This window comes from Chitinophaga tropicalis (assembly GCF_009758205.1).
GTDB classification, from domain to species: domain Bacteria; phylum Bacteroidota; class Bacteroidia; order Chitinophagales; family Chitinophagaceae; genus Chitinophaga; species Chitinophaga tropicalis.
In genome coordinates this window covers 312770-337923 of record NZ_WRXN01000002.1, presented here as the reverse complement: position 1 = coordinate 337923, position 25154 = coordinate 312770, and the positions used below count along the sequence as shown (strand labels likewise).

Here is a 25154-nt window from a genome sequence, read left to right as displayed (position 1 = left end):
GTTTTTGGAAACGGATTTTCTTTGCGCGTAATGTAAAGCGGGGTTCTTTTAACGTTTTAGCAAACGGTTATTTAAAATTTTTTCCATCACTTCTTCCTTCTGATATTTTGATACAGGTACCTGTAAATGACCGATGTTAAGCGTATTGCCCTCTATAGCCGTGATCTTATCTACTGCTACAAGATAAGATTTATGCGGCTGTACGAATTTATCTGCCGGCAGCCGCTCCTGCACAGCTTTCAGGGTCAGGTGTGTGATCACTTTACGGTCTGCCATATGAATAGCGATATAGTTCTCCAACGCCTCAATGACGAGGATATCGGCAGTACTGATCTTTTCCAGCTTGTTATCTGCTTTCACGAAGAAATAATCAGGTTGAGGGGTAGCCTGCTGCTGCAAGCTGAAGTAGTCAAATGCCTTGTTAGCTGTTTTGAGAAAGCGTTCAAAAGGAATAGGCTTTAGCAGGTAATCCAGTACTTCCAGCTCATAACCGTCTATCGCATACTTTTCATATGCTGTTGTCAATACTACTTTGGGAGGATTTCTGAGTGTTTTAAGCAGCTCGATACCCGACAGGTAGGGCATTTCGATATCCAGGAAAAGCAGATCGGCCTGTTGCTGCTTTAACAGGGTATTCAGCTCTATGGCGCTTTCACACACACCTTCCAGTGAGAGAAAATCTACTTTCTCAATATATCCCTGCAAACCTTTTCTTGCATAGGGCTCGTCATCTGTAATGATACACCTGATCTTCATTCCGCTTCCTGTATTTGATATGCTACGGGTACTGCCGGTATAGACAGTTCCACTTTAAATGTATTTTCTGTTTTGTTTATGGTAAAGGTATGTTTGTCAGTATATAATAATTCCAGCCGCCGCTTCAGATTTTCCAATCCTATTCCTCCGGCTTTCCGGGGAACATGACTACCGGGTATATTGTTTTCCACTGTAAAGCAGATCCTGTTTCCTTTTAATGTAGCCCGTATGCTGAGCCGGTACTCCCCTCCCACATATTTAAAGGCATTCTCAACCAGTGGGAAAAGCAATAATGGATATACCTGCTGATCATACAACTCCGGATCAAAATGGACGTCCAGCTGGAGCTTATCTGAGGCCCTCACTTTCTGGAGGTTAATGAAGCTATGCAGGTACTGTATCTCATGACGAACAGAAACGGTCTGCTGCTGATCGTACAGCTGGTAACGCAGTAGTTCTGAGAATTGTTCTACACTCTTCTTCGCAGCACTCACATCTTCATCCATCTGGAAGTAGATGGTGTTTAAAGCATTGAAGATAAAGTGAGGGTGCAGCTGTGCTTTTAAAAATTTCAGTTCTGCCTGCAGCCGGTCGTTCATGACCTGCTGCAGCCTTGTGCGGTTATCTACATATGCCTCCAGGTATGTTTTGCTTCTGCTTACACCGTAATAGATCAGCGCATACAGGAGGGGAATAACATTTACATCGGCTACGTCAAACCATTGCAGGCCATCGTCAGTCAGGGCTGGCAACGGTACCAGGAATACATTATGAAATAATATTGAAAAGAGACATACATAGGTTAATTCCCTTAGCAGCCGTTTTTTATGATCTTTCAGGTCCGGCCAGCGGGAATCGAAGTAACGGTAAAGGTAACGTTGACTATAGATGAACAGGTATGCTATTACTATACAATAAAGGACCTCTGTAATATTCAGCCACAGAGGTCTTTCCCAGAATTTCATACCGGTCACCGTATCCAGTAAAAGACGGATGGTAGAGTAAATGGCCAGTCCGTAGAGAGCCGGGAAGTAATATTTCCAGAAGAACTTCATGCTGTCTGTACTTGTTTTTGATGAGGAACAATCACTGTTTTACGTTTACCCGGTTTCATGCCAAACAGGAAGCGGGCTACTGTAAAAGGACGTATGAACAGATGATATATTCCCATAGAGATCATGAATGTAACCAGGAAGATAAAGATATATTTCATGCCTACTGTTTCAGGGACCTGTACTACATAGAATGCCAGTATCACTATCACGGTCTGATGCAGGATGTAAAAAGGATAAACAGCCTGGTTCAGGTAATCCAGCACCCGGTGTTTCCTGTCCAGGTATCTCTTTCCGTAGCCGATGGCAGCCAGTACCCAGGTCCATCCACAGAGGGCTCTTGCCGCAAGATACATATAAGTACGGGCATCTGTTTTCCAGTTGGCCAGAATATCCCAGGGCTCTATATCATTCCAGCGCACATAGTTGACAAGTACTAATGAAATAAAGGCCAGCTGCAACGAGAAGCGGCGGTTCCTTTCCAGGCTGTCCATTAATCCGGGCACAGCCATACATATGAACCCGGGCACCAGGAAGCTGAGCCAGTAAAGAAGGAAGCACCAGTCGCCCACCAGGGCATTTGTTTCCGGGAATTGTATCACCATGGATGTATATATAATAACAGCCGGTGTTACAAGCAGGAATATTCTTTTTCCCTGTCCCAGCCACTGCAAACGCTTGCGCAGTTGCTCAGAGGCTGGAGACACCATATATGTGAAGAAGGGTGTGCAGATAATATCATAGATCAGCAGGTAGAGGATAAACCACAGGTGATGCCAGCTGATATCTCCTTTGGGATAGGGACCGGTGGTGAACATATGGGCGTAAAACTGCCAGAAATTCCCTTTATATCCATTGGTTACCCGCTCCAGGTACACCTGTGGAGGCACTATTACCAGCATGCCGAACAGGAGGGGAATAAATAGCCTGGTAAAGCGCAGGCCTATAAATCCTGCGCCCGTACGGTTCTGAAGCATGCAATAGCTGATGGCGCCGGAGATAAAGAACAGTAACGGCATACGGAACATATGCAGCCAGTGTACCAGTTCCAGCAGCACGTTGCTGGTTTCCTTATTCCTGATATGCCATCCTTCGCCGGTTGCAAAAGGCATAGCGGCATGTAGCACCAGTACTCCTATAATAGCTATGATACGAAGCCAGTCAAGATAAGGCTGGCGTTGTGAAGTTTGCATAGTGGTGAATTTTAGCCGAAGTTATCTGCTGTACGCAGGCAGGTAAAATTCTTTTGACGTGTAGCAAAAAAGCGGTGACGAATAGTTTTCCGTATCCCGTAAAACTAATTCCCGATTTGACAAATGGCCCCGTTTGTTCCCGGCTAACTTTGCGGCCTCCATGCTTATTGCTTTGATTTGTTTGCTTGCGGCAAACAAATCTGAGTGTTTTGATTTTTATAACCAATAGATTATGCGACTACAATTTAACCGACTATTTAAACTGGCAGGTCTCCTATGTGCTATCCTCATTACCTCTCCGGTATTTTCCAACACAGAGCCACTATCTGCCATCAGAGGGAAAGTCATTACTAACGACGGAACACCAGTTGCTTATGTAGCTGTACAGATCAAAGAGAAGAATAAAGGCACCCTGACTGACGACAATGGGGAATTTATTTTTAAAAAGATGCAACCCGGGCATTACACTATCCAGGTAATGCTGATCGGGTATAAGACCGTTACACAGGAAATTGATGTGGCGAAAGACCAGATCGCATCCATCACCATTCAGCTGGAAGCATCTGATAAACAGCTGCAGGAAGTGATTATCAACGCCACAAGGAACAAATACAAGACAGACAGTCTTTCGGAATCACTCCGCCTGAAAACGCCATTACTGGAGGTACCGCAAAACATACAGGTTATTTCTTCCACCCTGCTGGCAGACCAGCAGACATTTGATATTGTGGATGGTATTACCCGGAACGTAAGCGGCGCCACCCGCGTAGGTCACTGGGATAACCAGTATGCGCAGATCCGCATGAGGGGTTCCAAGATCCCTGCCTTCCGCAATGGCATGAACATTGAGGCCAGCTGGGGCCCTACCGCTGAAGATGCAGCTATGATAGAGCGTATTGAATTCGTAAAGGGGCCCGCAGGTTTTATGCTGGCGGCAGGAGAACCCGGTGGTTTTTATAACGTGGTGACTAAAAAACCTACTGGTATCACTAAAGGCAGTGCTACTGTCAGCATGGGTAGCTTCAGCACTTACCGTGCAGCGCTGGACTTTGATGGTAAACTGAGTAAAGACGGAAAATTGCTGTACAGGCTGAACCTGGCTGGTCAGCAGAAAGATTTCTATACCAAATACAACTATAGTAACCGTTACCTCTTCTCGCCCGTACTGAAATACCTGGTAGATGATAAAACATCTGTCACCATTGAATATTCCCTGCAAACATCTACCTACCTGGCCAATGGCAACTATAGCTTTTCTGCTAAAAAGCTGCTGGACGAGGGATTATCCAACGATTTCTTTTACGGAGATCCCTCCTTTGAACCCGGCAAGCTGAGAGATCATAGCGTATATCTCTACCTGGACCATCAGCTGAACAACAGGTGGAAGGCGCATGCGCAGGTTGCGTACTTTAACTTCCGTATGCTGGCTAATAGTGTTTGGGCAAGTAAAGTAACACAGGAAGGCGATATGACCCGTTACTTCAGCATAGGCGACGAGCAGGGTGAGAACAGGTTTGCACAGATGTCGCTCTCCGGCGAGGAATATACAGGCCCTGTACGTCACCGGATACTGGCTGGCGTAGATATGGGTAATAAGAAGTTCTGGGGCGATTTCCGTACCCTGCATCCTAATATTACCCTGCCAGGCGGAAAGCTGTTCAATATTTATAATCCCCAGTATGGCATTCACTTCGATTCCATTCCGGAGATCGACCGTACGCAGAGCATCAAAACAAGGGCGGGATGGACCTCCTATGCTACCGTCGTAAATTATACATCTGCATATGCACAGGATGAACTGGCATTCTTTAATGATAAGCTGCGCCTTTCTCTGGGTATCCGTTATACTTATGCAGAAACAGTAGGTAAGACCAAAACTGCCGGCATACAGGATGATGTGGTGACGCCACGTGCAGGGCTCAGCTACTCTGTAGATAAAACAACTTCTGTATATGCTTTGTATGATCAGTCATTTGTGCCTGTACCCGGATTGGATTCCAACCTGAACGCCTTCAAACCTATTAAAGGGAAAGACCTGGAAGCGGGTATTAAGAGGGAATGGTTTGGCGGGCGACTGGTATCTTCCGTAAGCGCTTATCATATTACGCGCGAGAACTCGCTGGTCAGCCTGGGTATTTTTGATAGTCGCGGGGCAGCAGTATCCATGCAGCTGGGAGAGACAGTGTCAAAAGGTATAGAAGCAGATATTAACGGAGAAGTGATCCCAGGACTGAACGTGAATATCAATTACGCCTATACAGATTCTAAGATAACTAAAGAAGCTCCCAATACAGAAGCATCCAAAAGCACTATAGGCAATGTAACGCCTAATACGGCTGCACATGTAACCAATGCCTGGGCTAACTACCGTATAGGACGTGGATTGCTGGAAGGCTTCGGTGTGACCGGTGGTTTTCAGTGGCAGGCGGAGCGTTATGTAGGAACGACTAAAGTAGCGAATGTGCCTGATTACTTCCGTGTTGACGGTGGTTTGAATTACCAGAAAGGTAAATATGGTATTTCTTTCCTGGTAAATAACCTGCTGGACAACCGTAAATTGCTGACTGCTGCATCTGTTCCAACAACATCTACCGGTGTATATAGTTATATAGTGGAAGCCCGTCGTAATTTCCGGATGTCAATTATGTATCGTTTTTAATTTAATTTTGCCATCAAATGATTTTATGGCAGGAAGTATTCTTATTATAGACGATGAAGAGAAGCTGCGCAGCCTGATGAAAAGGATCATAGCACTGGAAGGCTTCAATGTACTGGAAGCCGGCAACATCAAAACGGCCCAGAAGATAGTTGACAGGGAAGATGTGGATGTGGTGTTATGCGACGTAAAACTGCCGGACGGGAATGGCGTTGAATATGCCGCGACCCTTAAAGAGAAATATCCTTCCCTGGAAGTGATCCTGCTTACCGCTTACGGTAATATTCCCGATGGTGTACAGGCTATCAAGAACGGCGCGTTCGATTACCTTACCAAGGGAGACGACAATAACCGTATCATACCCCTGCTGAACAGGGCTTATGAGAAAGTACAGCTGCAAAAGCGGATAGAGAAGCTGGAAAACCAGGTAGGAAAGAAATACAGTTTTGACAGCATACTTGGTAACTCCAAAGCCATCCAGGATGCTGTTGCACAAGCCGGTAAAGTTGCCCCGGCAGACACTACCGTGTTGCTGCTGGGAGAAACCGGCACAGGTAAAGAAGTGTTTGCCCAGGCCATTCATACTAACAGTAAAAGAGCAGGCAAGCCCTTTGTAGCGTTGAACTGCAGCGCCTTCAGCCGGGAACTGCTGGAAAGCGAACTTTTTGGTTATAAAGCAGGTGCTTTCACCAATGCCAACAGGGATAAGAAAGGACTGATAGAAGAAGCCAATACCGGTACCCTCTTCCTGGATGAAATAGGTGAAATGCCGGTTGACCTTCAGGCCAAACTGCTCCGCGTACTGGAAACCGGGGAATTCATTAAGATAGGCGATACAAAGCCTACAAAAGTGAATGTAAGGATCATTGCGGCAACTAACCGGGACCTTAAAGAAGAGGCTGAAAAGGGCCATTTCCGTGAAGATCTGTACTACCGTCTCAACGTATTCTCTATCACCCTCCCGCCATTAAGGGAAAGGAAGAAGGATATTCCCGCCCTGGCAGAATACTTTACCGGTATCTTTTCAGCCAGGATCAACCAGAGAAAGCAGAAGGTCTCTCCTGCCTTCATTGAGAAGCTGCAGCAGCATGAATGGAAGGGTAATATCCGGGAACTGAAGAACGTACTGGAAAGGGCCGTGATCATGGCCGGAGGTGAAGAACTGACGGTAGAGCATCTTCCGCTGGAACTTCAGATCAGTAATACCAGCAGTTCTACCCTTTCAGCCTTTGACCTGGCCAGTGTTGAAAAGCTACACATTATCAGGGTGTTGCATCATACCCGTAATAATAAGACAGAAGCCGCCAGGCTATTAAATATAGGCCTGGCCACTTTATACCGGAAAATAGAGGAATACGGCCTGTCAGACCATAACCGTTAACATTTATTCATATTGATAAAGGACCTTCTCAAAATGAGAAGGTTTTTTTATGCCCCTGTTTCAGATAGCCATTGTTTATGAGACACTTATAATTAAAAATCCTGTCAGGCATGCCATTGGCCCATACATCCCTATAAATTCATTTTCTATGAACCAATATGAAGCTGCCGCCCAGATAGCGGATGAAATACCCGAAATACAAAAGGAAATAGTACGCGCCCCGGTGTTTGGCAGCGCTTACCTTTCTGTAAAAGTATTGGCGGCTTATACCTGCAATATGTTACAACAGCATCAGCTGCGCCAGGTGCAACGCTGTATGCTGCTGGCTGAGAAGATCTACAACAAAGGCAACCAGCTGGTAAAAACAGCCATTGAGAATGTGTTCATTTTTTCCTTCTCCAATATGAAGGTGTCCTGCAGCAGGCAGGAATGGCTGGAAATACAGGGAAAGATGCCTGCGGTATTATTCTCCCTTTACATCCAGCAGGTAATGAAACCAGGTGTTTAATTTAAAAACTGTTATACAATGCTTACTGCACTTTATTTACTGATCATACTGGTTTGCTTCTACCTCTTTTATAAGTCAGTAGATTTCTTTGAAAACATTTAAACGATCAACTTATGATGACATTACTCCTGATAATATCCATCCTTGTATTTATATACCTGGTATACGTACTGCTTAAACCTGAAAAATTCTGATCTCAAACATATCAATAATGAATAGTGAAATAACCGGCGTCATAGTCACATTTATCCTTACCCTGCTGATAGCGTTCCCATTAGGTAAATACATTGCAAAAGTGTTCCAGGGTACGCCTACAGTAACCGACTTCATGTCGCCGCTGGAGCGTTTTATTTACCGTTTCTGCGGAATAGACCCGCAGAAGGAAATGAACTGGAAACAGCACATGATGGCGCTGTTATCCATCAACCTGGTATGGCTGGTCTATGCTTTCTTTGTATTGCTTTTCCAGTCACACCTGCCGCTCAACCCGGACGGTAACCCGGACATGACGCCAGACCTGGCATTTAACACCGCCATCAGCTTTCTTGTGAACTGCAACCTGCAGCACTATTCCGGGGAGTCAGGGCTGACCTATCTTACCCAGCTGATAGTGATCACTTTCCTCCAGTTCGTATCTGCTGCAACAGGCGTAGCCGCTGTAGCGGTGTTATTCCGCGCATTTGCAGAGAAAACAACAGAGAAGCTGGGTAACTTCTTCGTATTCTTCATCAAAACCATTACCCGCATATTATTGCCGTTAAGTATCATCATGGCTATTATCCTGGTGTTTAACGGCACTCCCGCCAGCTTTGACGGTAAAGACAGTATCGTGACCCTCCAGGGCGATTCCGTACAGGTATCGAGAGGTCCTGCTGCAGGTATGATAGCTATCAAACATCTTGGCACCAATGGTGGTGGCTGGTTTGGCGCGAACTCTGCTCATCCGCTGGAGAATCCTGACTACCTGACCAATATGACAGAGATCATAGCACAGGTAATACTACCTATGGCGCTGATCTTCGCTTTCGGCTTCTTCATCCGCAGGCGTAAACTGGGTTACGTCATCTTTGGCGTGATGACGCTGGGCATGCTTACTTTCATGATACCTACGCTGTTCTCCGAAATGGGCGGTAACCCGGCATTGGCACATATGGGACTGAAAGACATCAGTGCCATGGAAGGCAAGGAAGTACGTTTCGGCGTACCTGCATCAGCCTACTGGCAGGTAATGACCACCATCATCTCTACCGGTTCTGTCAACTCCATGCACGACAGCTCCATGCCGCTTTCCGGCGCCATGCAGATGCTGGGCATGATGACCAACTGCTTCTATGGCGGGAAAGGCGTTGGCTTATTGAACTACTTCATTTTCCTCATCATAGCAGTATTTATTTCCGGTTTGATGGTAGGCCGTACTCCTGAATTTATGGGACGTAAGGTAGAAGCGAAAGAAATGAAGATAGCCGCCATCATCGCCCTGTTCCACCCATTCCTGGTACTGGTAGGTACCGCCCTCTCCTCTTATTTCGCGGCGCATCACCCGCAGATAGGCTGGGCAGTACAGCCGGCCGCATGGTTCAACAACCCGGGACATCATGGATTTTCTGAGATGCTGTATGAGTTTACCTCAGCTTCCGCCAATAACGGCTCGGGTTTCGAGGGACTGGGAGACAATAACATTTTCTGGAACATCAGTACGGGTGTTGTGATGATACTGGGACGTTTCATTCCCATCATTGGCCCTGTGGCCATTGCGGGTATCATGGCAAAGAAAAAATACATCCCTGAATCAGCAGGTACACTACAGACTGATACCGCCACATTCGGGATCATGACCTATGCCGTGATCATGATCATTGCTGCACTGGCATTCTTCCCCGCACTGACGCTGGGACCTATTGCCGAGTACTTTCAACTGTATTAAGAAGCTATCCTGTGAAAACCCGCTTATATCTGTAAATATAAATTCGTATGTCTGACCATAAACAACATAAACTTTTTGAACCGGCCCTGGTGAGTGTGGCATTGAAACAGGCGTTCCTGAAGCTATCGCCTAAAAGCATGTTCCGCAATCCTGTAATGTTCACCGTAGAGATAGGCACCGCTATCATGCTGATAGTAACGCTCTATATCAAACTTACTGGCAGCACCACACAAGGCTCTTTCGGTTATAATCTTGCCGTGTTCATCATTCTTTTCTTAACCCTCCTCTTTGCCAACTTCGCAGAAGCCATAGCTGAAGCAAGAGGTAAAGCACAGGCAGAAAGCCTGAGGAAAACAAGAGAGGAAACACCTGCCAAAAAGGTCTTCCTTATCGGTGAAATATTTACTGATGAAGTAAAGGTGGTTCCTTCTTCACAGCTGCGCAAAGGAGATATCTTCCTTTGTGAAGCCGGGGATATGATACCGATGGATGGGGAGATCATTCATGGCCTTGCCACTATCGATGAATCAGCTATCACCGGTGAATCTGCTCCTGTTATCAGGGAATCCGGTGGAGATAAATCGTCTGTAACAGGTGGCACCAAAGTATTGAGCGACAAAATAAAGGTGCGCGTTACTACCGATCCCGGGGAGAGCTTCCTTGATAAAATGATTGCGCTGGTGGAAGGTGCAAGTCGCCAGAAAACACCTAACGAAATTGCCCTGACCATTCTCCTGGCAAGTTTTACGCTGGTCTTCACTATTGTTTGCGTTACCCTCAAACCCTTTGGCGATTATGCGAATACACCTATCACTATTGCTGCGTTCGTATCCCTCTTTGTGTGTCTTATTCCTACTACTATCGGCGGACTGTTAAGCGCCATCGGTATTGCAGGTATGGACAGGGCGCTCAGGGCAAATGTGATCACTAAAAGCGGTAAGGCGGTGGAAACTGCCGGCGATCTTGACACGCTATTGCTCGACAAGACAGGCACCATTACCATTGGTAACCGTAAAGCCACTCATTTCTGGCCTGCAAATGCTGTTGGCAAGAAGGAGTTTTTTGAAGTATGTACGCTTGCTTCCCTGGCAGACGATACCCCGGAAGGTAAATCTATCGTAGAGCTGGCGGCAGAAAAAGGCATCAAGGCCTCTCAGCTGAATGTTGAAGACGCTGTTTTCATACAGTTCACAGCTGAGACCCGCAGCAGTGGAGTGAATATTGAAGGCGTACGTATCAGGAAAGGCGCTTATGACGCTATCCGTAACATCGTACAGAAAGCAGGTCATACTTTCCCTGCCGAAACTGAGGAAAAGGTAAAGGAGATATCTTCCAATGGCGGTACTCCGCTGGTAGTGAGCCAGAATGAAACAGTGCTCGGCGTAATAGAGCTGCAGGACATTATCAAGCCCGGTATACAGGAAAGGTTTGAACGCCTGCGCCGTATGGGGGTTAAAACGGTAATGGTAACGGGCGATAACCCGCTGACGGCAAAATATATTGCGGAAAAGGCGGGTGTGGATGATTTCATAGCTGAAGCCAAACCGGAAGATAAAATGCTGTACATCCGTAAAGAGCAGGAAGGTGGTAAACTTGTAGCCATGATGGGCGACGGTACCAACGATGCTCCTGCCCTGGCCCAGGCAGACGTAGGTGTGGCCATGAACAGTGGTACACAGGCTGCCAAGGAAGCTGGCAATATGGTGGACCTTGATAACGATCCTACCAAACTTATAGAGATCGTTGAAATAGGCAAACAGCTGCTAATGACAAGAGGTACTTTAACTACTTTTTCTATCGCAAACGACGTAGCAAAATATTTTGCTATTGTACCAGCACTTTTTGTAACCGCTGTTCCAGCCTTACAGGGATTGAACATCATGCACCTGGCAAGCCCGGAGAGCGCTATTCTTTCTGCTGTGATCTTTAATGCCATCATTATCCCGGCACTGATCCCGCTGGCCCTGAAAGGCGTAGCCTATAAGCCGATAGGCGCCAGCGCCTTATTGCGCAGAAATCTGTTTATCTATGGTCTTGGTGGTGTGGTGATCCCCTTTGTGGGCATCAAGCTGATAGACTTATTCCTCACCCTTTTTATGTAAAAAAAAATGAAAAAGTATTTCCTTCCTTCTATAAAACTTACCCTGTTACTGGTATTGCTGCTGGCCGTATTATACCCGGCGCTGATTGCTGCCGTGGCCAAACTGGCCCCTGGTGGCGGTAAAGGGAAGACTGTCAGTGTAAATGGTAAAGTGGTAGGTTATGAAAATGTGGGTCAGCAGTTTACAGCAGACAAATATTTCCAGGGCCGTCCTTCTGCTGTGAACTACAACGCCGCAGGATCGGCGGGTTCCAATAAAGGCGCTTCCAATCCTGACTATCAGAAAACTGTACAGGAACGTATCGATACATTCCTGGCACATAATCCCGGTATCCCGAAAGAAGATATTCCTGCGGAGCTGGTAACAGCGTCCGGCAGCGGCCTGGACCCGGACCTTTCTCCTGCCGCCGCGCTGGTACAGGTGAAACGTGTAGCAGCTGTACGCGGTATTTCCGAACAGAAGCTGACAGCACTGGTAACAGAGCATATACAGGGGCCACTGATGGGAATAGCAGGCCCTTCCAAAGTAAATGTGCTGAAACTCAACATTGCCCTTGATACTTTAAAATAAACGAACAACGACGATGGACAACGAACAAGAGGCAACTGAAATTGTTACTGATCATAACAGATATGCACCGGCATGACCGAAAAAGAAAATAATGCACAACACTTCCTGGACCTGATACGTCAGTCCAGGAGGGGAAAGTTCAAGATCTATATCGGGATGAGCGCCGGTGTAGGAAAAACCTACCGCATGCTGCAGGAGGCTAAAACCCTCCTGCGCAATGGCGTTGATATCAAGGTAGCCTATATTGAAACGCACAACAGGGCGGAAACACATGCGCTGCTGGAAGGCCTGCCTGTCATTCCCCGCAGGCAACTCTTTTACAAAGGCAAAGAGCTGGAAGAGCTGGATACACAGGCGGTATTAAACCTTCATCCGGAAGTGGTGGTCATAGATGAGCTGGCGCATACCAATATTGAAGGAAGTAAGAATGAGAAGCGCTGGCAGGACGTAATGGAGATACTGGACGCCGGCATCAACGTGATCAGCGCAGTCAATATCCAGCACCTTGAAGGCCTTCAGGAAGAGGTACGTAACATCACCGGTATAGATGTGGCAGAGCGTATACCCGACCTTGTATTGCAACAGGCAGATGAAGTGGTGAACATTGACCTTACAGCAGATGAGCTGATCACCCGGCTGAAGGAAGGAAAGATCTATACGCAGGATAAGATTGCCGTAGCCATGAAGAACTTCTTCCAGCCGGAAAGGATATTACAGCTGAGGGAACTGGCGCTGAAAGAAGTAGCTACACAGGTAGAACGTAAGATAGAATCTGCCCTGCCCAATACCGGTCACCTGCGTAATGAACGTTTCCTGGCCTGTATAGGCAGTAATCATAACATCGCTAAAAAAGTGATCCGTAAAACCGCCAGGCTGGCCGCCTATTATCATTCACGGTGGTATGTGCTGTATGTGCAGACCCCGAAAGAGCATGGCGATAAGATAGGGCTGGCATCCCAGCGGCACCTGATCAATAACTTTAAACTGGCTATGGAACTGGGTGGAGAAGTGATAAAGATAAAAAATGCTAATATTGCCAAAAGTATTATCCATACCGCAGAAGAGAAGAATATTACCACTATCTGCATAGGTAAGCCTCATCTCAATGTAATGGGCATGCTTTTAAACACGGCCGTATTTGCACAATTACTGGGTAAATTGTCAGAATCGGACATAGACATTATAATTTTGTCCTAACATGCGTCTCAAGACCAAACTAAGCATAGGCATCGGATTTCTCTTTACGGCAATACTCATTTCGGGCATACTGGGTATCATTATCATTTACCAGATGAAGAAAGATGCCCGTCTTATCCTGGAAGATAACTACGAAACGCTGGTATACAGTAACAATATGCTCTCCCTGCTGGAGCAGCAGGCATGGGATACCAACATGCTGCGCAAATTCGAGTTCAACCTCAGCAAGCAGGAACGTAACATTACAGAACCAGGAGAAGGCGCTGCAACCAGCGCTGTACGGAATATATTTGAACAGCTGAAACATCACCCGGAGAACGATTCACTGGAGGCCCTTATCCGGCAACGGATATATGAGATCAATACGGCCAACCAGCAGGCCATCCTGCATAAGAACCAGCTGGCAGAAGCCAATGCCCGGCGTTTCAGCAACTATCTCATGATAGTGTTTGGTTTACTGGCCCTTGTGGCATTTACACTGGCCGTTAACTTCCCATCGATTATCAGTGAGCCTATACAGACCCTGTCGGAGGGTATCAAAGCCATCGTTAATAAAGATTACACCAAGCGTATCAGGATATCCCAACATGATGAATTCGGGGACCTTGCCAAAGCTTTCAACACCATGGCAGAGAAGCTGGATGAATATGAACACAGTAACCTGGCGCATATCAAATTTGAAAAGAGCCGCATAGATACCATCATCAACCAGATGAATGACGGTATCATCGGACTGGACGAGAACAGGAACCTATTGTTCCTCAATAAGGTGGCAGAAAACCTGCTGGGAATAAAAGAAGTGGAAATAAGAGGAAAATACGCCCCGGACATTGCCATCAGTAATGACCTGATGCGCAGCCTGTTGCAGGAAAAAGGGCAGAACAGGGAACTGAAGATCTATGCAGATCAGAAAGAGAGCTATTTTCACCTCGATGTGCTCAGCGTTACCAACAATGAAAAAGTAATAGGTCAGGTAATAGTGCTGCGCAACATCACTCCTTTCCATGAGCTGAATGAAGCGAAGACCAACTTCATTGCCACCATCTCACATGAGCTGAAAACACCTATAGCTTCCATTAAAATGAGCGCTCAGCTGCTGATGGATGACCGGGTGGGGAATGTGAACAGCGAACAGGAGGAACTGGTGAAAAGTATTACTGATGATGCAGAGCGGTTGCTGAAGATAACGAGTGAGCTGCTTAATATGAGCCAGGTGGAAACCGGGCATATACAACTGAAACTGGAACCGGTATTGCCGGAGATTATCATAGATAATGCTACCAGCACTGTCAGTTCGCTGGCACAGCAAAAGAACATCACTATTAAAATAGATCAGGGTACGTATGAGCAGAAGATGCTGACGGACCCGGAAAAAACGGCGTGGGTACTTACCAATTTCCTCACCAATGCTGTTAAATATTCTCCTGAAGATGGCGAGGTGGTGCTTACCACCAGCATGCGGGATAATAACATACTCTTTTCAGTGGAAGATCACGGCCGGGGTATAGAAGAGAAATACCTGTCAAGAATATTTGACCGCTACTTTAAAGTGCCGGGCACTCCTGAAAAAGTAGGCACCGGTCTTGGACTGTCTATTTCCCGGGAGTTTATAGAAGCCCAGGGAGGTCATATATGGGTGAAAAGCCGTTTTGGAGAAGGCAGCACCTTTGGATTCAGCTTGCCGGTATATCAGGCGGCTGTATAACGTTTATGCATATCCAGTTGTGTAAGCAGCATCTGTTTATAATATCTGAAACGTACTTCTTCCAGCTCGTCCAGTACAGGAAAACCGATGCTGTGTAAGGTATTCAATTCTTCATTATGTAGTTGCAAAGCGCCAAAATAGGCGTACTGGCTTTGTACAAACTCACGGCACCGTTTCAGCAGGTTGTCTGGAGAGCTTTCAGTGATAATTTCTTCTTCCATGAAAGATTGCAGTTGTTGCTTCAGCTCTTTCTCTTCATTTTCTTTAAGCCCACCTATAATAGCCTCTGCCTGCTGAAAAGAAACACTTCCCCTGAAGAATGGCTGAAACACCTGGCTTATCCTGTTCAGGAGACCGGTAAAGTTCTCCGTCCTTTTGCTGAAATCAATAAAGCTCTGGTATTGTTCCAGCAACATCTCCTTATTTTCACTGATCCTGTAAAAGAATGCAAAGGCCTGTTTTTCCAGCTGCGCAAGTTTTTCATGGCCGGCAGCTATTTCTGCTTCCAGGCTGGTTATAATACCAGCACTATCTTTACATTTGTATTTCTTCCCGTCAAAGTCAAAACTGTCTATTTCCATTTGCCCGTTTTGAATGGCTTTCAGCAAAGAGAGGTCAGATTCATTGTTGCGTATTGTTGTATAAAGCCGTCCATTCTCTTCAGTGAACAGCTCTTCCAGCCGGGTTGCAGGTACAGGGGTGTTTTTTACAAGGCTGAGGTCCCAGTCTTTTATACTGATATAGCGCTCATCGTAAAATCCTTTATAGGTATCCGGTAAACGGTACGCTTCCCTTCTTTCTATGTACCATTTTTCAAATTCTTCTGCATCGTAGGGAACAAGGTCCTTTTCCAATTCGACGGAACGATATACTTTTTCCGTAAGTTCTTCCTGCAATTGAGCTGTATTATCGAATATAGCCCATGCAGAAGTCTGGTTTGCTACAGCATCCATTCCTACAGATTCCAGGTGCTGCGTCCTTTCTTCAAGTGATGGGTGACTGGCCCACTGGTCTTTATAATTGATCCTGGAGGAGGAAAAGGAATTGATGAATTGTGAAGTTACCTCCGGCAACCCATTTTTCAATGCAAGTCCGTGTTTGCTGACCAGTGTACGGCAAACAACGAGCTGGTTCTGGAAGATATTACGTGTTATTTTCTTTTCCTTCAGCCTTTCAGAAGCAGTGCTGATACAAACTGAATAACAACCTCCTGCCAGCTCTATACGGCTGAGTGCCGTTGCCAGGTTGTTCCCTCCTGCTACGCTGGCGGCAATCGTGTCTGCATGAAATTCCATTTCCCTGCTCAGGGCCATATAATTTTTGTTGATCAGTTTATAGATCCCTCTGAGTATCCATTGAATGCCTTCTGCTATCTTAACCGTTATTACCGCCATAATGGATAATACGCCATCTATGCTGGCCCATTTCTCCAGGAAAGCTGCATAGCCTTTATTATCATACAGCATATTATGGATAATGCGGTTAGCATTATATGTAAAGCTGCCCAGCTTCATGCTGCGCTGGCTGAAGTGACCAAATTCATGGGCCATTACTGCTTTAAATTCACTGATGTTGATACTGTTCACAAGGCCTAGCCCTATTTCAAGGTTCTTGCGTACGGGGAGGAACATGCTCCAGAAGCTGGAATTGTAAAATACACAGGCATTCACTTCGGGTGACAGATATATGCGCCGGGGGAATTGCGTATTGGTTTCGAAAGTAAGCTGGCGAATAAAAGTGAACAGCCGGGGTTGCTGTTCTTCTGTGACCTCTACTCTCCCGCTATTCTCGTCTTTTGATATGGCAAATATAAACTTGATCATAAAGAACAACACCGACCCTCCCAGCGCCAGCAGCCCTGCTCCGATAATAATAGCCATAGTTGAGAAACCGGCACTGATGACCCAGATTCCTGCCCAGCAGCACAGTACTGCCAGCGCAATAGCAGCGGCTAATAACGTAAGGTATGTCAGCAGGAAGAGTACAATACCGATAATTACCTTGACGGCCTGTTTGCGGAAGCCCGCAGAAGGTACAAGCTTGCTGGCATCTATGTGAACCGGTGCATCCGGATACAGAAAATCTTTCATCAGATAAGGGAGGAATATGTCTATAAATATACCTAAGAAAATTCTCAAAATCAATAAATATGCCTCTCATAATGAGACGGTTTTAACAGAACATTATGTTTTGACTTGTTGTTAATGCAATAACTATCAATTATTTAAGAATAGGTGAGCTTTTCAGGCATCTGCTTTGGCATTAATGATCCAAATTATTTAATTAGCATGAAAAAGCAATTACTTACAGCTGTCATGGTCTGTTCCGCGCTGGTTACTGTAGCCCAGGATTCTATCCAACCTGCAACATCCAAAGTTCCCTTTGAAGGCATGAATCTCACGTGGATCAACGGACAGAACAGGCAGTCGTCCTCTCCCCTCTCCCTCACAGATAAAAACGGGGAAACCATTCTTACGGCAACCGTGCTTACAGACGTTTATTTCAACTACAACTTTGCACGTCCTAAAGACAATACACAAACTATCTCTGCCAGCACCGGCAGGACCAATGAGTTCACTATTAACCAGGCCAGCATCGGGATTGAAAGCAATTATAAGAACGTGATAGGCCGTTTATGGTTGCAAACGGGTAATATGCTGCACATTGTACAGGAAGCAGATGGTTCTGTAGCCAGGGGACGTAACACAGGTACCGGCGATCTGAAATTTATACGTGAAGCCGCCGCAGGTTATCATTTTAACGTCGCTTACGGCCTGAACCTGGAAGCAGGTATCTTCATGAGCTATATCGGGCTGGAGAGCTATGTGCTGCAGGAGAACTGGAGCTATCAGCGTAGTATGGTATGCGAGTTCACCCCTTTCTATTTCCAGGGTGCGAGATTACAGTTCTATCCTTCTAAAAAGTATAAAACAGAGCTCTGGCTGCTGAATGGCTGGCAGAGCTATAACAGCTGGAGCAGGAACATTGGCTTCGGTAACTCCAACTACTACCGTCCTTCTGAAAATGTTCAGTTAGTAGCTAACTTCTATTACGGGAATGACACACATATAGCTGGTTCCGAAAGGCTGTCTAAAGTCCGCAGGTTCCATCATGATAACAGCATTGTAGCGCGTTACTACAGGAATCCGGGTTCAAAAGGTATCACCCAGGCGGCTTTCAGCCTGAACAATCACTATGGTTTCCAGGCCGGCGATGGTGTGAAGGCAAAGGATAATTACATGACCGGAAGTTCGCTGGCTCACCGTGTATGGTTCAATAAAAATAAACTGGCGTTGACGCTGAGAGGAGATTATGTGACTAACCCGGGTGGTTACCTGGCGTTTGCACCTGCCGCTCCGTCAGCTCAGCCCAATGCTTATGACAAGGCAATAGCTTCAGGCAAAAGCCTTAAAATGACTCAGCTGAGCGCTACTTTCGATGTCATGCCGAGCGATTATGTGACTTTCAGAATGGAATTTGCGCACCGTAATGCCAACGTACCATACTTTGCCGGTTCCGGTGGTACTACTTCCCAGACAGGCTTTACATCTGATCCTGTAGATCCTGACTGGCTGCCGGATCTTGTAAAGACAGAGAACCGTCTTATACTGGCTGTAAACTTCAGATTATAAACGTGCAGATGTAACGAAGAAAAATGCCGTGGTCTTTCCAGATCGCGGCATTTTTTATGAAAACGGCAGGAGAAAAGATAATATCGCCAATATTTTCGTTTGGCCGCTCAGTATGAATCAATTATTTTTAGGTATGCAGCAGAAACCAACAATCACTACATTATTCCTGGATATAGGTGGCGTATTGCTTACCAATGGATGGGACCGCGCAGCCAGGAGGCAGGCAGCAGCTACTTTCTCGCTAGACCTGCCAGAGCTTGAAGAAAGACATCACCTGACCTTCGATACTTATGAAGAAGGGAAACTGACACTGGAAGAGTATCTTCATCGTACAGTCTTTTATGAAGACCGTCCTTTTACGCGGGAGGAGTTTAAGTCATTCATGTACTCCCGTACAGAGGCTTATCCGGAGATGATAGAACTGGTTTGTAAGATCAAGGCGAAGTATGGTTTGAAAATAGCTATCGTCAATAATGAAGGCCGGGAGCTGAATGAATACCGGATAAAGCATTTCGGTATCGATAAATTTGTAGATTTCTTTATTTCCTCCTGCTTTGTTCATTTTCGTAAGCCGGATGCGGATATCTGGCGGATAGCTTTGGATATAGCACTTGTGAAACCTGAAGAAGTGCTTTATATTGATGACAGGGCCATGTTCATTAATGTAGCTGAGGGGCTGGGAATAAACGGTCATTTACATAAGAACTATGAAGAGACGAAGAAGAAACTGGAGGACTGGGGGTTTGTAGTTTCATGATAAAACAGTAACGCCGGGTATTATATCCGGCGTTATTGTTTGAGTAATTTATCCAGTAGCTCAGGCATCTCTTTAGGCGGTAAAGTTCCGTTCTCATATATGTTGCCATCCGGAGAGATCAGCACGTGGTGCGGATAAGCGGAAAGTTTAAAGTCTTTTTCGATCTTTTGCCCTCTTGTTTTGTCAGCAAATAAATTAACCCCGGCAATTTGCTGGTTTGCTATGGCATTTTGCCATTCAGTAGAATCGCTTCTTAAACAGATGTTCACTACCGTTAGGTTATCTCCGTACGTTGCTGCCAGTTTATTCTTATCAGGCATTTCTTCTCTGCAAGGCATGCACCAGGTTCCCCAAAGACTTAGATATATCCATCTGCCTGCAAGATCTTTAGAACTGATCTCCTGTCCTTTTTCATTTTTAAGTGAGAATAGTGGTGCAGCTGTACCTTTAGATAAAGCGGCGGGGCTTTCCAGGTATTGCTTTTTCTTTGCCAGCATATCATCAAGTACAGAATCTATTACTTTATCCTTAATTTCGTTTTTCATCTCTTCCCTCAGCTTCCTGTAATCTTCCCAATTACGCAGGTTCTGTGTTCTTGAGAATTGCATCGAAAACCAGAATGCCAGATATGTCTGCCTGGTCAGATCTTTTTTCAGAAGGTTTCTGATAATGGATGCCTGATATTGATAGCTATCGCTTATTGTTTTAATCTGCTTAAGATCATAAAATTTTGCTATATAGTCCCAGATAAGCACATGGTAAAGAAGACGCCCTTTAAAATCCTCATCGACAGTATTCATAAACTTTTTTATATTTTTCGCATAACGCTGAAGTTCTGTACGGTTTATCTTCCTTTCCAGCCCTAGTCCAAGGAGATTGAGTATCCTTAGCATCTGATAGTTATATATTTCGTTATTTACATACCAGGCTGGTAAAGGTTCTATCGATGTGAGATACGAATAAAGAAACTCTTTATCTTTTTTCTCGTATCCCGTAAAAGCCTTATAACAGGAATCAACAGACCGTATTCCGTCAACCCGCCTGCTACTACCTGCAACAACCGGGTAAACCGATCCTTCTTTTTTAAGGCGATATTGTAAAAACCTGTTTATAGATGCTGATCTTCCCCTGAAACTTAATTCTCCTCCTTCTACTGATATATGTAGGGTATCATGGGGCAATAGAAATACCTCATATCTTGTCATTTCAACTATGAGTGTTCCCATATCAGGCCTTTCAATGGATATTCCTGCAATAGCAGTATCCTGTACCGGGCGACGGTCAAATTGCTCCTGCATGTAAGGATACATGTTATGAAAACTGATAGCCCAGACCTTATTCTGTGGGTCTTTTGAATGGACAACTATCCAGGTGGAGTCTCTTCTTAAATTCAGTGCTGCGGGTTTATTTTGTGCTATCTGCCCGGCAGAAAGCTCCGAAGGCACTGGTTTGTCCTGGGCTGTTAACTTAACTGGAAGTAAGGTTATTAACAAAACAAATAGAAGCTTGTTCATGTAAAATGGTTTACATTTATATAGTAATCCCAATATACTCCAAATAAACTATATACCCCAACATGTCCTCTATCTACGCGCTCCTGGTAGGGATCAACCCAGGCCAAACATTATAGATGCCTTTAATCTCTTTGAATGAACAGCTTTCAGGCAAAAAGCTTTAATATGCTATATTCCCCCGGGGAATGTTTGTGTTTATGCCTGCATTTTATTACTTTGGCAAAAGTACAGCCCTATAATCTTATGAGACAAAGCCCCGAATTCAACAGGTCAAATATTGTTACAAACATCCAGGATTCAAACAGAACAGGTCCTGGCAGCCGTTCTTTCCCCGCTGTAAAAATTATACACCAGGCAAAAGATCCTCTTAATATTTCTAATGCGCAATCGCTTCCTCCTTTTCAGCTGTCAACTGTAGTACAGTTAAAAAGGGGCCATATCAGGTTTCAGGAAGGTGCAGAGGACAAACAATTCAAAGACGGAGAAGAAGTAGAGATACTTGAAACAGATGAAACAAGGTACAGGGTAAGGCGGATGTCTGATAAGGAAAGCGAAGGTGTATGGATATCGCAGGAGATGGTGGTAATAGCAGAAGAGAAACCTGGTAATATCAGTGTTCTGCTATCTAAGCTACAGGGAGCTATGGAATTTGTAAGATCTAAATCATCTGAGGATATTAGTACCCTTATAGCTCAGATCTCTGCAGATCCCAGGAACCTGGACGAGCTGGATATTTTCGCCAAAACAGCTAATAAAGCTTATGAGGCCTTTGATCACAAAATAAAAGAAGAAATAGATGATGAGATGTCTCCATACAGGGAAAGGCTCGTGATGTGGATGGCAGAATTACAACAATTAGTTTATGCACTGAGAGACAGCTTATTACTGGATAGTCCGGAGCAGCTTTCAAGATTCAGTCTTTCTCATCAATATAAGGTTATGCATCCGGACAAAGACATACCGGAAGCCCTCAGCGAAATTGACAAAGAAATGGGAGTTATTATTTTTAGTACCCAGGTAGAAAATGACTGTGGCAGATTCGCAAATAAACTATATGAAGAAAGAAGGCGGAATATCCTAACCCGCTTTTTGAAAGAAAAAGAGGAAACAGAAAAGAAGGAGGAAGATGATGAGACAGTATTGAATTTCCCAGGTGTCAGTACAACAAAATATGCGAAACTGGAGTATGTAGAAGACGTAACGTTTCCTTATCCTCATCACGCCAAAACGGGTATTGCAGAGATAGAGGGTAGTATCTTTTCCCTTGAAGCTCATAAAGGCAAGCCCTTCTTACTGGCGCCTGAACTGAGGGAATTTAAAGAAGGCGACGGTTTTTCTCCGCAAGAGAATTTTCTTGAATTTAACGACAAATATATTGCTAAACGAACAACCCACTCTATTAAATCAGAGTTAGAACAAACCAAATCCAGAGAAGGATATATAAAAGGGTATACTCAGGTTAATCCTTTCACCCTGGGCACAACTCCTGAAAAAATGAAGGAAGAACAGGAAAAGAAGCAAAAGCAGCTGGCATTGGCTAAGGAACCGGATTATATCAAATACTGGCGTGTGGATCTGAGGGGAATGGATATTAATGATATAGAAAAGCAGGATGAAATTATTAAGTACTTATTGGTTATCTGTAAGAGAGAAGGAAAAGAAGATGCCCCGGAAGAGCTCTCCACATGGAGTATTTATGAGCAATGGATAACAGGAACCGGTTTGGATTCAACTTTTAGTGAAGAAAAATTCAATGAATGGGTTAAACGGGAGAACCTGTAATGCTTCCATCATTGCGATAAACTCTTTTACGTTGATGTGTATTTCATTCAAACGATTTTGACCGGACGGCGGTAAAAATTAATACTTTACCTTCCGGACGGATATATTGTATATACACATCAATTGTCCAAATTATCCCAGTCTGATTTTTTTGATAACAGTGCTGTTGACAGCAGCTCATATAACCAGTCACTCACAGTTTCAACAGTCCGAATTTATAAAGAGAGTTTACGGGCTTATTATCCCAGAAAAGTTCAAAGTCTTCCAGTCCCGCCGCTTCATAACTATCCATTACTTCTTTTAAGGTATATGTTTTCGGATTGGCTATCGACAGTTTCTCAAGCATTTCCGCCAGCCATGCCCCTTGTTCGGGCGCTACGCTGATATTGGCTTTTTCTTTCCTGTTCTGGAAGGTAAGAGAAGCTACTTCCCAGGAGCTGCCTTTCTTGGTTTTGGTGATAGTTTGTACTGCAGGCGTTTTACCCAGCCAGACGATCTTCGCTGTAGGTTTTGGAGCGGAGTAGGCATCTTCCGTCAGGCAATTGGTTATATAATCAGGTGTGACCTTTGTTTTAGGCACTTTAAATTCAAACCATTTCTGCAGGGGATCGTCCAGGCAAAGACCGTGCATGTAGTTGAGCAGGGACTTTTTCAGCCCGTAGCTGAATTGTTCATGATCGGCTCCTGTTTCATCTATATGTACAATATCATTATTGGCGAAAGCGCCTAATGCTTCGGACTCTTTCCGTACGCTGTATTTCTCCGGGTCCTGTCCTACAGGGCTGTGTGCGGTCATAGTGAACTGGTGCCAGAAAGCAGATTGCAGGATACCTGTTTTGAACATCTGCCTGACCATTTCCAGGGAATCTATGGTTTCCTGCGCTGTTTGGGTAGGAAAACCATACATGAGGTAGGCATGCACCATAATGCCTGCTTCGGTGAAGTTCCTGTTCACCTGTGCCACCTGTGCCACTGTAATCCCTTTTTGTATGAGTTCCAGCAACCTGTCTGACGCTACTTCCAGTCCCCCGGAAACGGCAATACATCCCGAAGCTTTCAGTAACAGGCAGAGATCGCGCGTGAAACTTTTCTCAAACCGCACGTTGGTCCACCAGCTGACCACCAGTTTCCTTTTCAGTATTTCCAGCGCCAGGGCGCGCATCAGCGCCGGCGGAGCGGCTTCATCCACAAAGTGAAAGCCGTTCTGTCCTGTCTGGGCAATGATCTCTTCCATCCTGTCGCACAGCAACGCGGCGGCTATGGGCTCATACAGACGAATATAATCCAGTGATATATCACAGAAGGTGCATTTCCCCCAGTAGCAACCATGGGCCATGGTCAGCTTGTTCCAGCGGCCGTCGCTCCACATGCGGTGCATGGGGTTTACCACTTCTATGGCAGAAATGTACCGGTCCAGCAGTAGATCGCTGTAATCGGGCGTTCCTACCTGGGCCTGTTTATAGTCAGCGCAGCCTTTATTGTTGAGGTAGGTCACTTTATCCTCTACAAGCGTAAAAGTGCGTTTCAGCGCGGAAGTGTCCTTCTCCCCTTTTACCAGGGCCACCAGGTTCTCTATAGGGGCTTCTCCGTCGTCCAGGGAAATAAAGTCATAGAACTCGAATACCCTGGCGTCTGAGAGCGAGCGCAGCTCTGTGTTGGCAAAGCCGCCACCCATAGCTATTTTAACCTCCGGATAATTGGCTTTGATCCATTGTCCACAGCGGAGGGAAGTATACAGGTTTCCTGGAAAAGGTACTGAAATGGCCACCAGTTTGGGTTGTATCCGGGCCATATGCTCTTCCAGGAGGCTGATCAGTATTTTGTCTATAAAAGTATATTCCTGTTGAAGGGCATTGTACAGTTCATCGAAGCTATTGGCAGAGCGGGCCAGTTTTTCTGCATAGCGGCTGAAGCCGAAGTGCTCATCCACGCATTCCATAATAAGATCAGAAAGATCTTCCAGGTACATGGTTGCCAGGTGTTTAGCTTTATCCTGTGTTCCCATGGAGCCAAATGCCCAGTCCAGGTCTTCCAGCTGGGAAAAGCGGCTGGCTTCGGGCAGGAAATCCCTTTTACAGAGACGGTGGGCCAGTGTGGGGTTCTTTCCCTGCAGGAAGAGGATCACCTCATCAATAGTATGGATATAGTCGTCCTGAAGTGCAACAATACGGGCGGCATTGTCTGAGAGTTCCAGCCCTTTATCATTGATATGGGCGAATAGCTCCTGCAGGCCCTGTTTGGAGAACAGGGCCAGGGTTACTTCTATTCCAAGATCTGCCTGAAATGAAGTAATGCCCTTGGTATTTAAAAAGCCTTTCAGATAGGCTGTGGCCGGATATGGCGTGTTCAGCTGTGTGAAAGGCGGTGTAATAAGAAAAACAGAAGCACCCAAATCAATCAATTTGGGTGCAAAATTATTACAAAT

18 protein-coding genes are annotated in these 25154 nt (G+C 45.4%); 12 read left to right on the top strand and 6 right to left on the bottom strand.

Going from position 1 to position 25154, the window contains the following annotated elements; genetic code table 11:
- Positions 1 to 48 precede the first annotated feature (48 nt).
- The 3 genes from GO493_RS07130 to GO493_RS07120 are packed head-to-tail and all read right to left on the bottom strand — an operon-like array spanning position 49 to position 3001.
- Positions 49 to 756, bottom strand: coding sequence for a LytR/AlgR family response regulator transcription factor (locus GO493_RS07130; RefSeq protein ID WP_157305449.1), 708 nt, complete (start codon positions 754 to 756; stop codon positions 49 to 51).
- Positions 753 to 1811 carry a sensor histidine kinase gene (locus GO493_RS07125; protein WP_157305448.1) on the bottom strand — a complete coding sequence of 353 codons (1059 nt, stop codon included), beginning with the start codon at positions 1809 to 1811 and terminating at the stop codon, positions 753 to 755. The genes GO493_RS07130 and GO493_RS07125 overlap by 4 nt, the downstream gene beginning before the upstream one ends.
- Positions 1808 to 3001: an acyltransferase family protein gene (locus GO493_RS07120; protein ID WP_157305447.1), complete on the bottom strand. Its 1194-nt coding sequence runs from the start codon at positions 2999 to 3001 to the stop codon at positions 1808 to 1810. Before GO493_RS07120 ends, GO493_RS07125 begins: the two co-directional genes overlap by 4 nt.
- 232 nt (positions 3002 to 3233) lie before the next feature.
- Here GO493_RS07120 and GO493_RS07115 point away from each other — a divergent pair, with 232 nt between their 5' ends.
- The 9 genes from GO493_RS07115 (at position 3234) to GO493_RS07075 (ending at position 15044) form a co-directional block, all read left to right on the top strand.
- Positions 3234 to 5660: a TonB-dependent receptor gene (locus GO493_RS07115; protein WP_157305446.1), complete on the top strand. Its 2427-nt coding sequence runs from the start codon at positions 3234 to 3236 to the stop codon at positions 5658 to 5660.
- Between the two features lie 25 nt (positions 5661 to 5685).
- A complete protein-coding gene (locus tag GO493_RS07110) occupies positions 5686 to 7038 on the top strand; it encodes a sigma-54-dependent transcriptional regulator (protein ID WP_157305445.1) in 1353 nt (450 codons plus the stop codon).
- A 148-nt stretch (positions 7039 to 7186) separates the two neighbouring features.
- On the top strand, positions 7187 to 7546 hold the full coding sequence (locus GO493_RS07105; RefSeq protein ID WP_157305444.1) for a DUF7674 family protein: 360 nt from the start codon (positions 7187 to 7189) through the stop codon (positions 7544 to 7546).
- Positions 7547 to 7659: 113 nt separating this feature from the next.
- Positions 7660 to 7740, top strand: coding sequence for a K(+)-transporting ATPase subunit F (gene kdpF / locus GO493_RS31415; RefSeq protein WP_044219073.1), 81 nt, complete (start codon positions 7660 to 7662; stop codon positions 7738 to 7740).
- 17 nt (positions 7741 to 7757) lie between these two features.
- A complete protein-coding gene (gene kdpA / locus GO493_RS07095) occupies positions 7758 to 9470 on the top strand; it encodes a potassium-transporting ATPase subunit KdpA (RefSeq protein WP_157305443.1) in 1713 nt (570 codons plus the stop codon).
- Between the two features lie 47 nt (positions 9471 to 9517).
- Positions 9518 to 11572 carry a potassium-transporting ATPase subunit KdpB gene (gene kdpB, locus GO493_RS07090; RefSeq protein WP_157305442.1) on the top strand — a complete coding sequence of 685 codons (2055 nt, stop codon included), beginning with the start codon at positions 9518 to 9520 and terminating at the stop codon, positions 11570 to 11572.
- Between the two features lie 6 nt (positions 11573 to 11578).
- Positions 11579 to 12142 (top strand): K(+)-transporting ATPase subunit C, encoded by a 564-nt coding sequence (locus GO493_RS07085; RefSeq protein ID WP_157305441.1) that lies wholly within the window; start codon positions 11579 to 11581, stop codon positions 12140 to 12142.
- 72 nt (positions 12143 to 12214) lie between these two features.
- A complete protein-coding gene (locus GO493_RS07080; protein WP_157305440.1) occupies positions 12215 to 13339 on the top strand; it encodes a sensor protein KdpD in 1125 nt (374 codons plus the stop codon).
- 1 nt (position 13340) lies between these two features.
- A complete protein-coding gene (locus tag GO493_RS07075; protein ID WP_157305439.1) occupies positions 13341 to 15044 on the top strand; it encodes a HAMP domain-containing sensor histidine kinase in 1704 nt (567 codons plus the stop codon).
- Here the strand turns inward: GO493_RS07075 and GO493_RS07070 are convergent.
- Positions 15029 to 17134 (bottom strand): M48 family metallopeptidase, encoded by a 2106-nt coding sequence (locus tag GO493_RS07070; protein ID WP_157305438.1) that lies wholly within the window; start codon positions 17132 to 17134, stop codon positions 15029 to 15031. The two genes, GO493_RS07075 and GO493_RS07070, sit on opposite strands and share 16 nt — an antisense overlap.
- Before the next feature lie 198 nt (positions 17135 to 17332).
- On the opposite strand from GO493_RS07070, the gene GO493_RS07065 reads away from it, so the two are divergent.
- Both GO493_RS07065 and GO493_RS07060 read left to right on the top strand, forming a co-directional pair.
- Positions 17333 to 18676, top strand: coding sequence for an outer membrane beta-barrel protein (locus tag GO493_RS07065; protein ID WP_157305437.1), 1344 nt, complete (start codon positions 17333 to 17335; stop codon positions 18674 to 18676).
- Positions 18677 to 18809: 133 nt separating this feature from the next.
- Complete coding sequence (locus GO493_RS07060; RefSeq protein WP_157305436.1) at positions 18810 to 19433, top strand: HAD family hydrolase; 624 nt, start codon at positions 18810 to 18812, stop codon at positions 19431 to 19433.
- 32 nt (positions 19434 to 19465) lie between these two features.
- Here GO493_RS07060 and GO493_RS07055 read toward each other — a convergent pair whose 3' ends face one another.
- Positions 19466 to 20980 carry a TlpA family protein disulfide reductase gene (locus GO493_RS07055; protein WP_157305435.1) on the bottom strand — a complete coding sequence of 505 codons (1515 nt, stop codon included), beginning with the start codon at positions 20978 to 20980 and terminating at the stop codon, positions 19466 to 19468.
- A gap of 210 nt (positions 20981 to 21190) precedes the next feature.
- Here GO493_RS07055 and GO493_RS07050 point away from each other — a divergent pair, with 210 nt between their 5' ends.
- Positions 21191 to 22729 carry a hypothetical protein gene (locus GO493_RS07050; protein WP_157305434.1) on the top strand — a complete coding sequence of 513 codons (1539 nt, stop codon included), beginning with the start codon at positions 21191 to 21193 and terminating at the stop codon, positions 22727 to 22729.
- 193 nt (positions 22730 to 22922) lie between these two features.
- On the opposite strand, the gene GO493_RS07045 is transcribed toward GO493_RS07050, so the two are convergent.
- The gene (locus tag GO493_RS07045; RefSeq protein ID WP_157305433.1) at positions 22923 to 25121 is read right to left on the bottom strand and encodes a B12-binding domain-containing radical SAM protein; all 2199 of its coding nucleotides are present in this window, start codon (positions 25119 to 25121) and stop codon (positions 22923 to 22925) included.
- Positions 25122 to 25154: the final 33 nt, after the last annotated feature.

Coding starts and splice junctions, on each gene's coding strand:
- GO493_RS07070 (WP_157305438.1), bottom strand. CDS start 17,134: ATGAAAGATTTTCTGTATCCGGATGCACCGGTTCACATAGATGCCAGC.
- GO493_RS07060 (WP_157305436.1), top strand. CDS start 18,810: ATGCAGCAGAAACCAACAATCACTACATTATTCCTGGATATAGGTGGC.
- GO493_RS07115 (WP_157305446.1), top strand. CDS start 3,234: ATGCGACTACAATTTAACCGACTATTTAAACTGGCAGGTCTCCTATGT.
- GO493_RS07080 (WP_157305440.1), top strand. CDS start 12,215: ATGACCGAAAAAGAAAATAATGCACAACACTTCCTGGACCTGATACGT.
- GO493_RS07065 (WP_157305437.1), top strand. CDS start 17,333: ATGAAAAAGCAATTACTTACAGCTGTCATGGTCTGTTCCGCGCTGGTT.
- GO493_RS07085 (WP_157305441.1), top strand. CDS start 11,579: ATGAAAAAGTATTTCCTTCCTTCTATAAAACTTACCCTGTTACTGGTA.
- kdpA (WP_157305443.1), top strand. CDS start 7,758: ATGAATAGTGAAATAACCGGCGTCATAGTCACATTTATCCTTACCCTG.
- GO493_RS07050 (WP_157305434.1), top strand. CDS start 21,191: ATGAGACAAAGCCCCGAATTCAACAGGTCAAATATTGTTACAAACATC.
- kdpB (WP_157305442.1), top strand. CDS start 9,518: ATGTCTGACCATAAACAACATAAACTTTTTGAACCGGCCCTGGTGAGT.
- kdpF (WP_044219073.1), top strand. CDS start 7,660: ATGATGACATTACTCCTGATAATATCCATCCTTGTATTTATATACCTG.
- GO493_RS07125 (WP_157305448.1), bottom strand. CDS start 1,811: ATGAAGTTCTTCTGGAAATATTACTTCCCGGCTCTCTACGGACTGGCC.
- GO493_RS07105 (WP_157305444.1), top strand. CDS start 7,187: ATGAACCAATATGAAGCTGCCGCCCAGATAGCGGATGAAATACCCGAA.
- GO493_RS07120 (WP_157305447.1), bottom strand. CDS start 3,001: ATGCAAACTTCACAACGCCAGCCTTATCTTGACTGGCTTCGTATCATA.
- GO493_RS07075 (WP_157305439.1), top strand. CDS start 13,341: ATGCGTCTCAAGACCAAACTAAGCATAGGCATCGGATTTCTCTTTACG.
- GO493_RS07110 (WP_157305445.1), top strand. CDS start 5,686: ATGGCAGGAAGTATTCTTATTATAGACGATGAAGAGAAGCTGCGCAGC.
- GO493_RS07130 (WP_157305449.1), bottom strand. CDS start 756: ATGAAGATCAGGTGTATCATTACAGATGACGAGCCCTATGCAAGAAAA.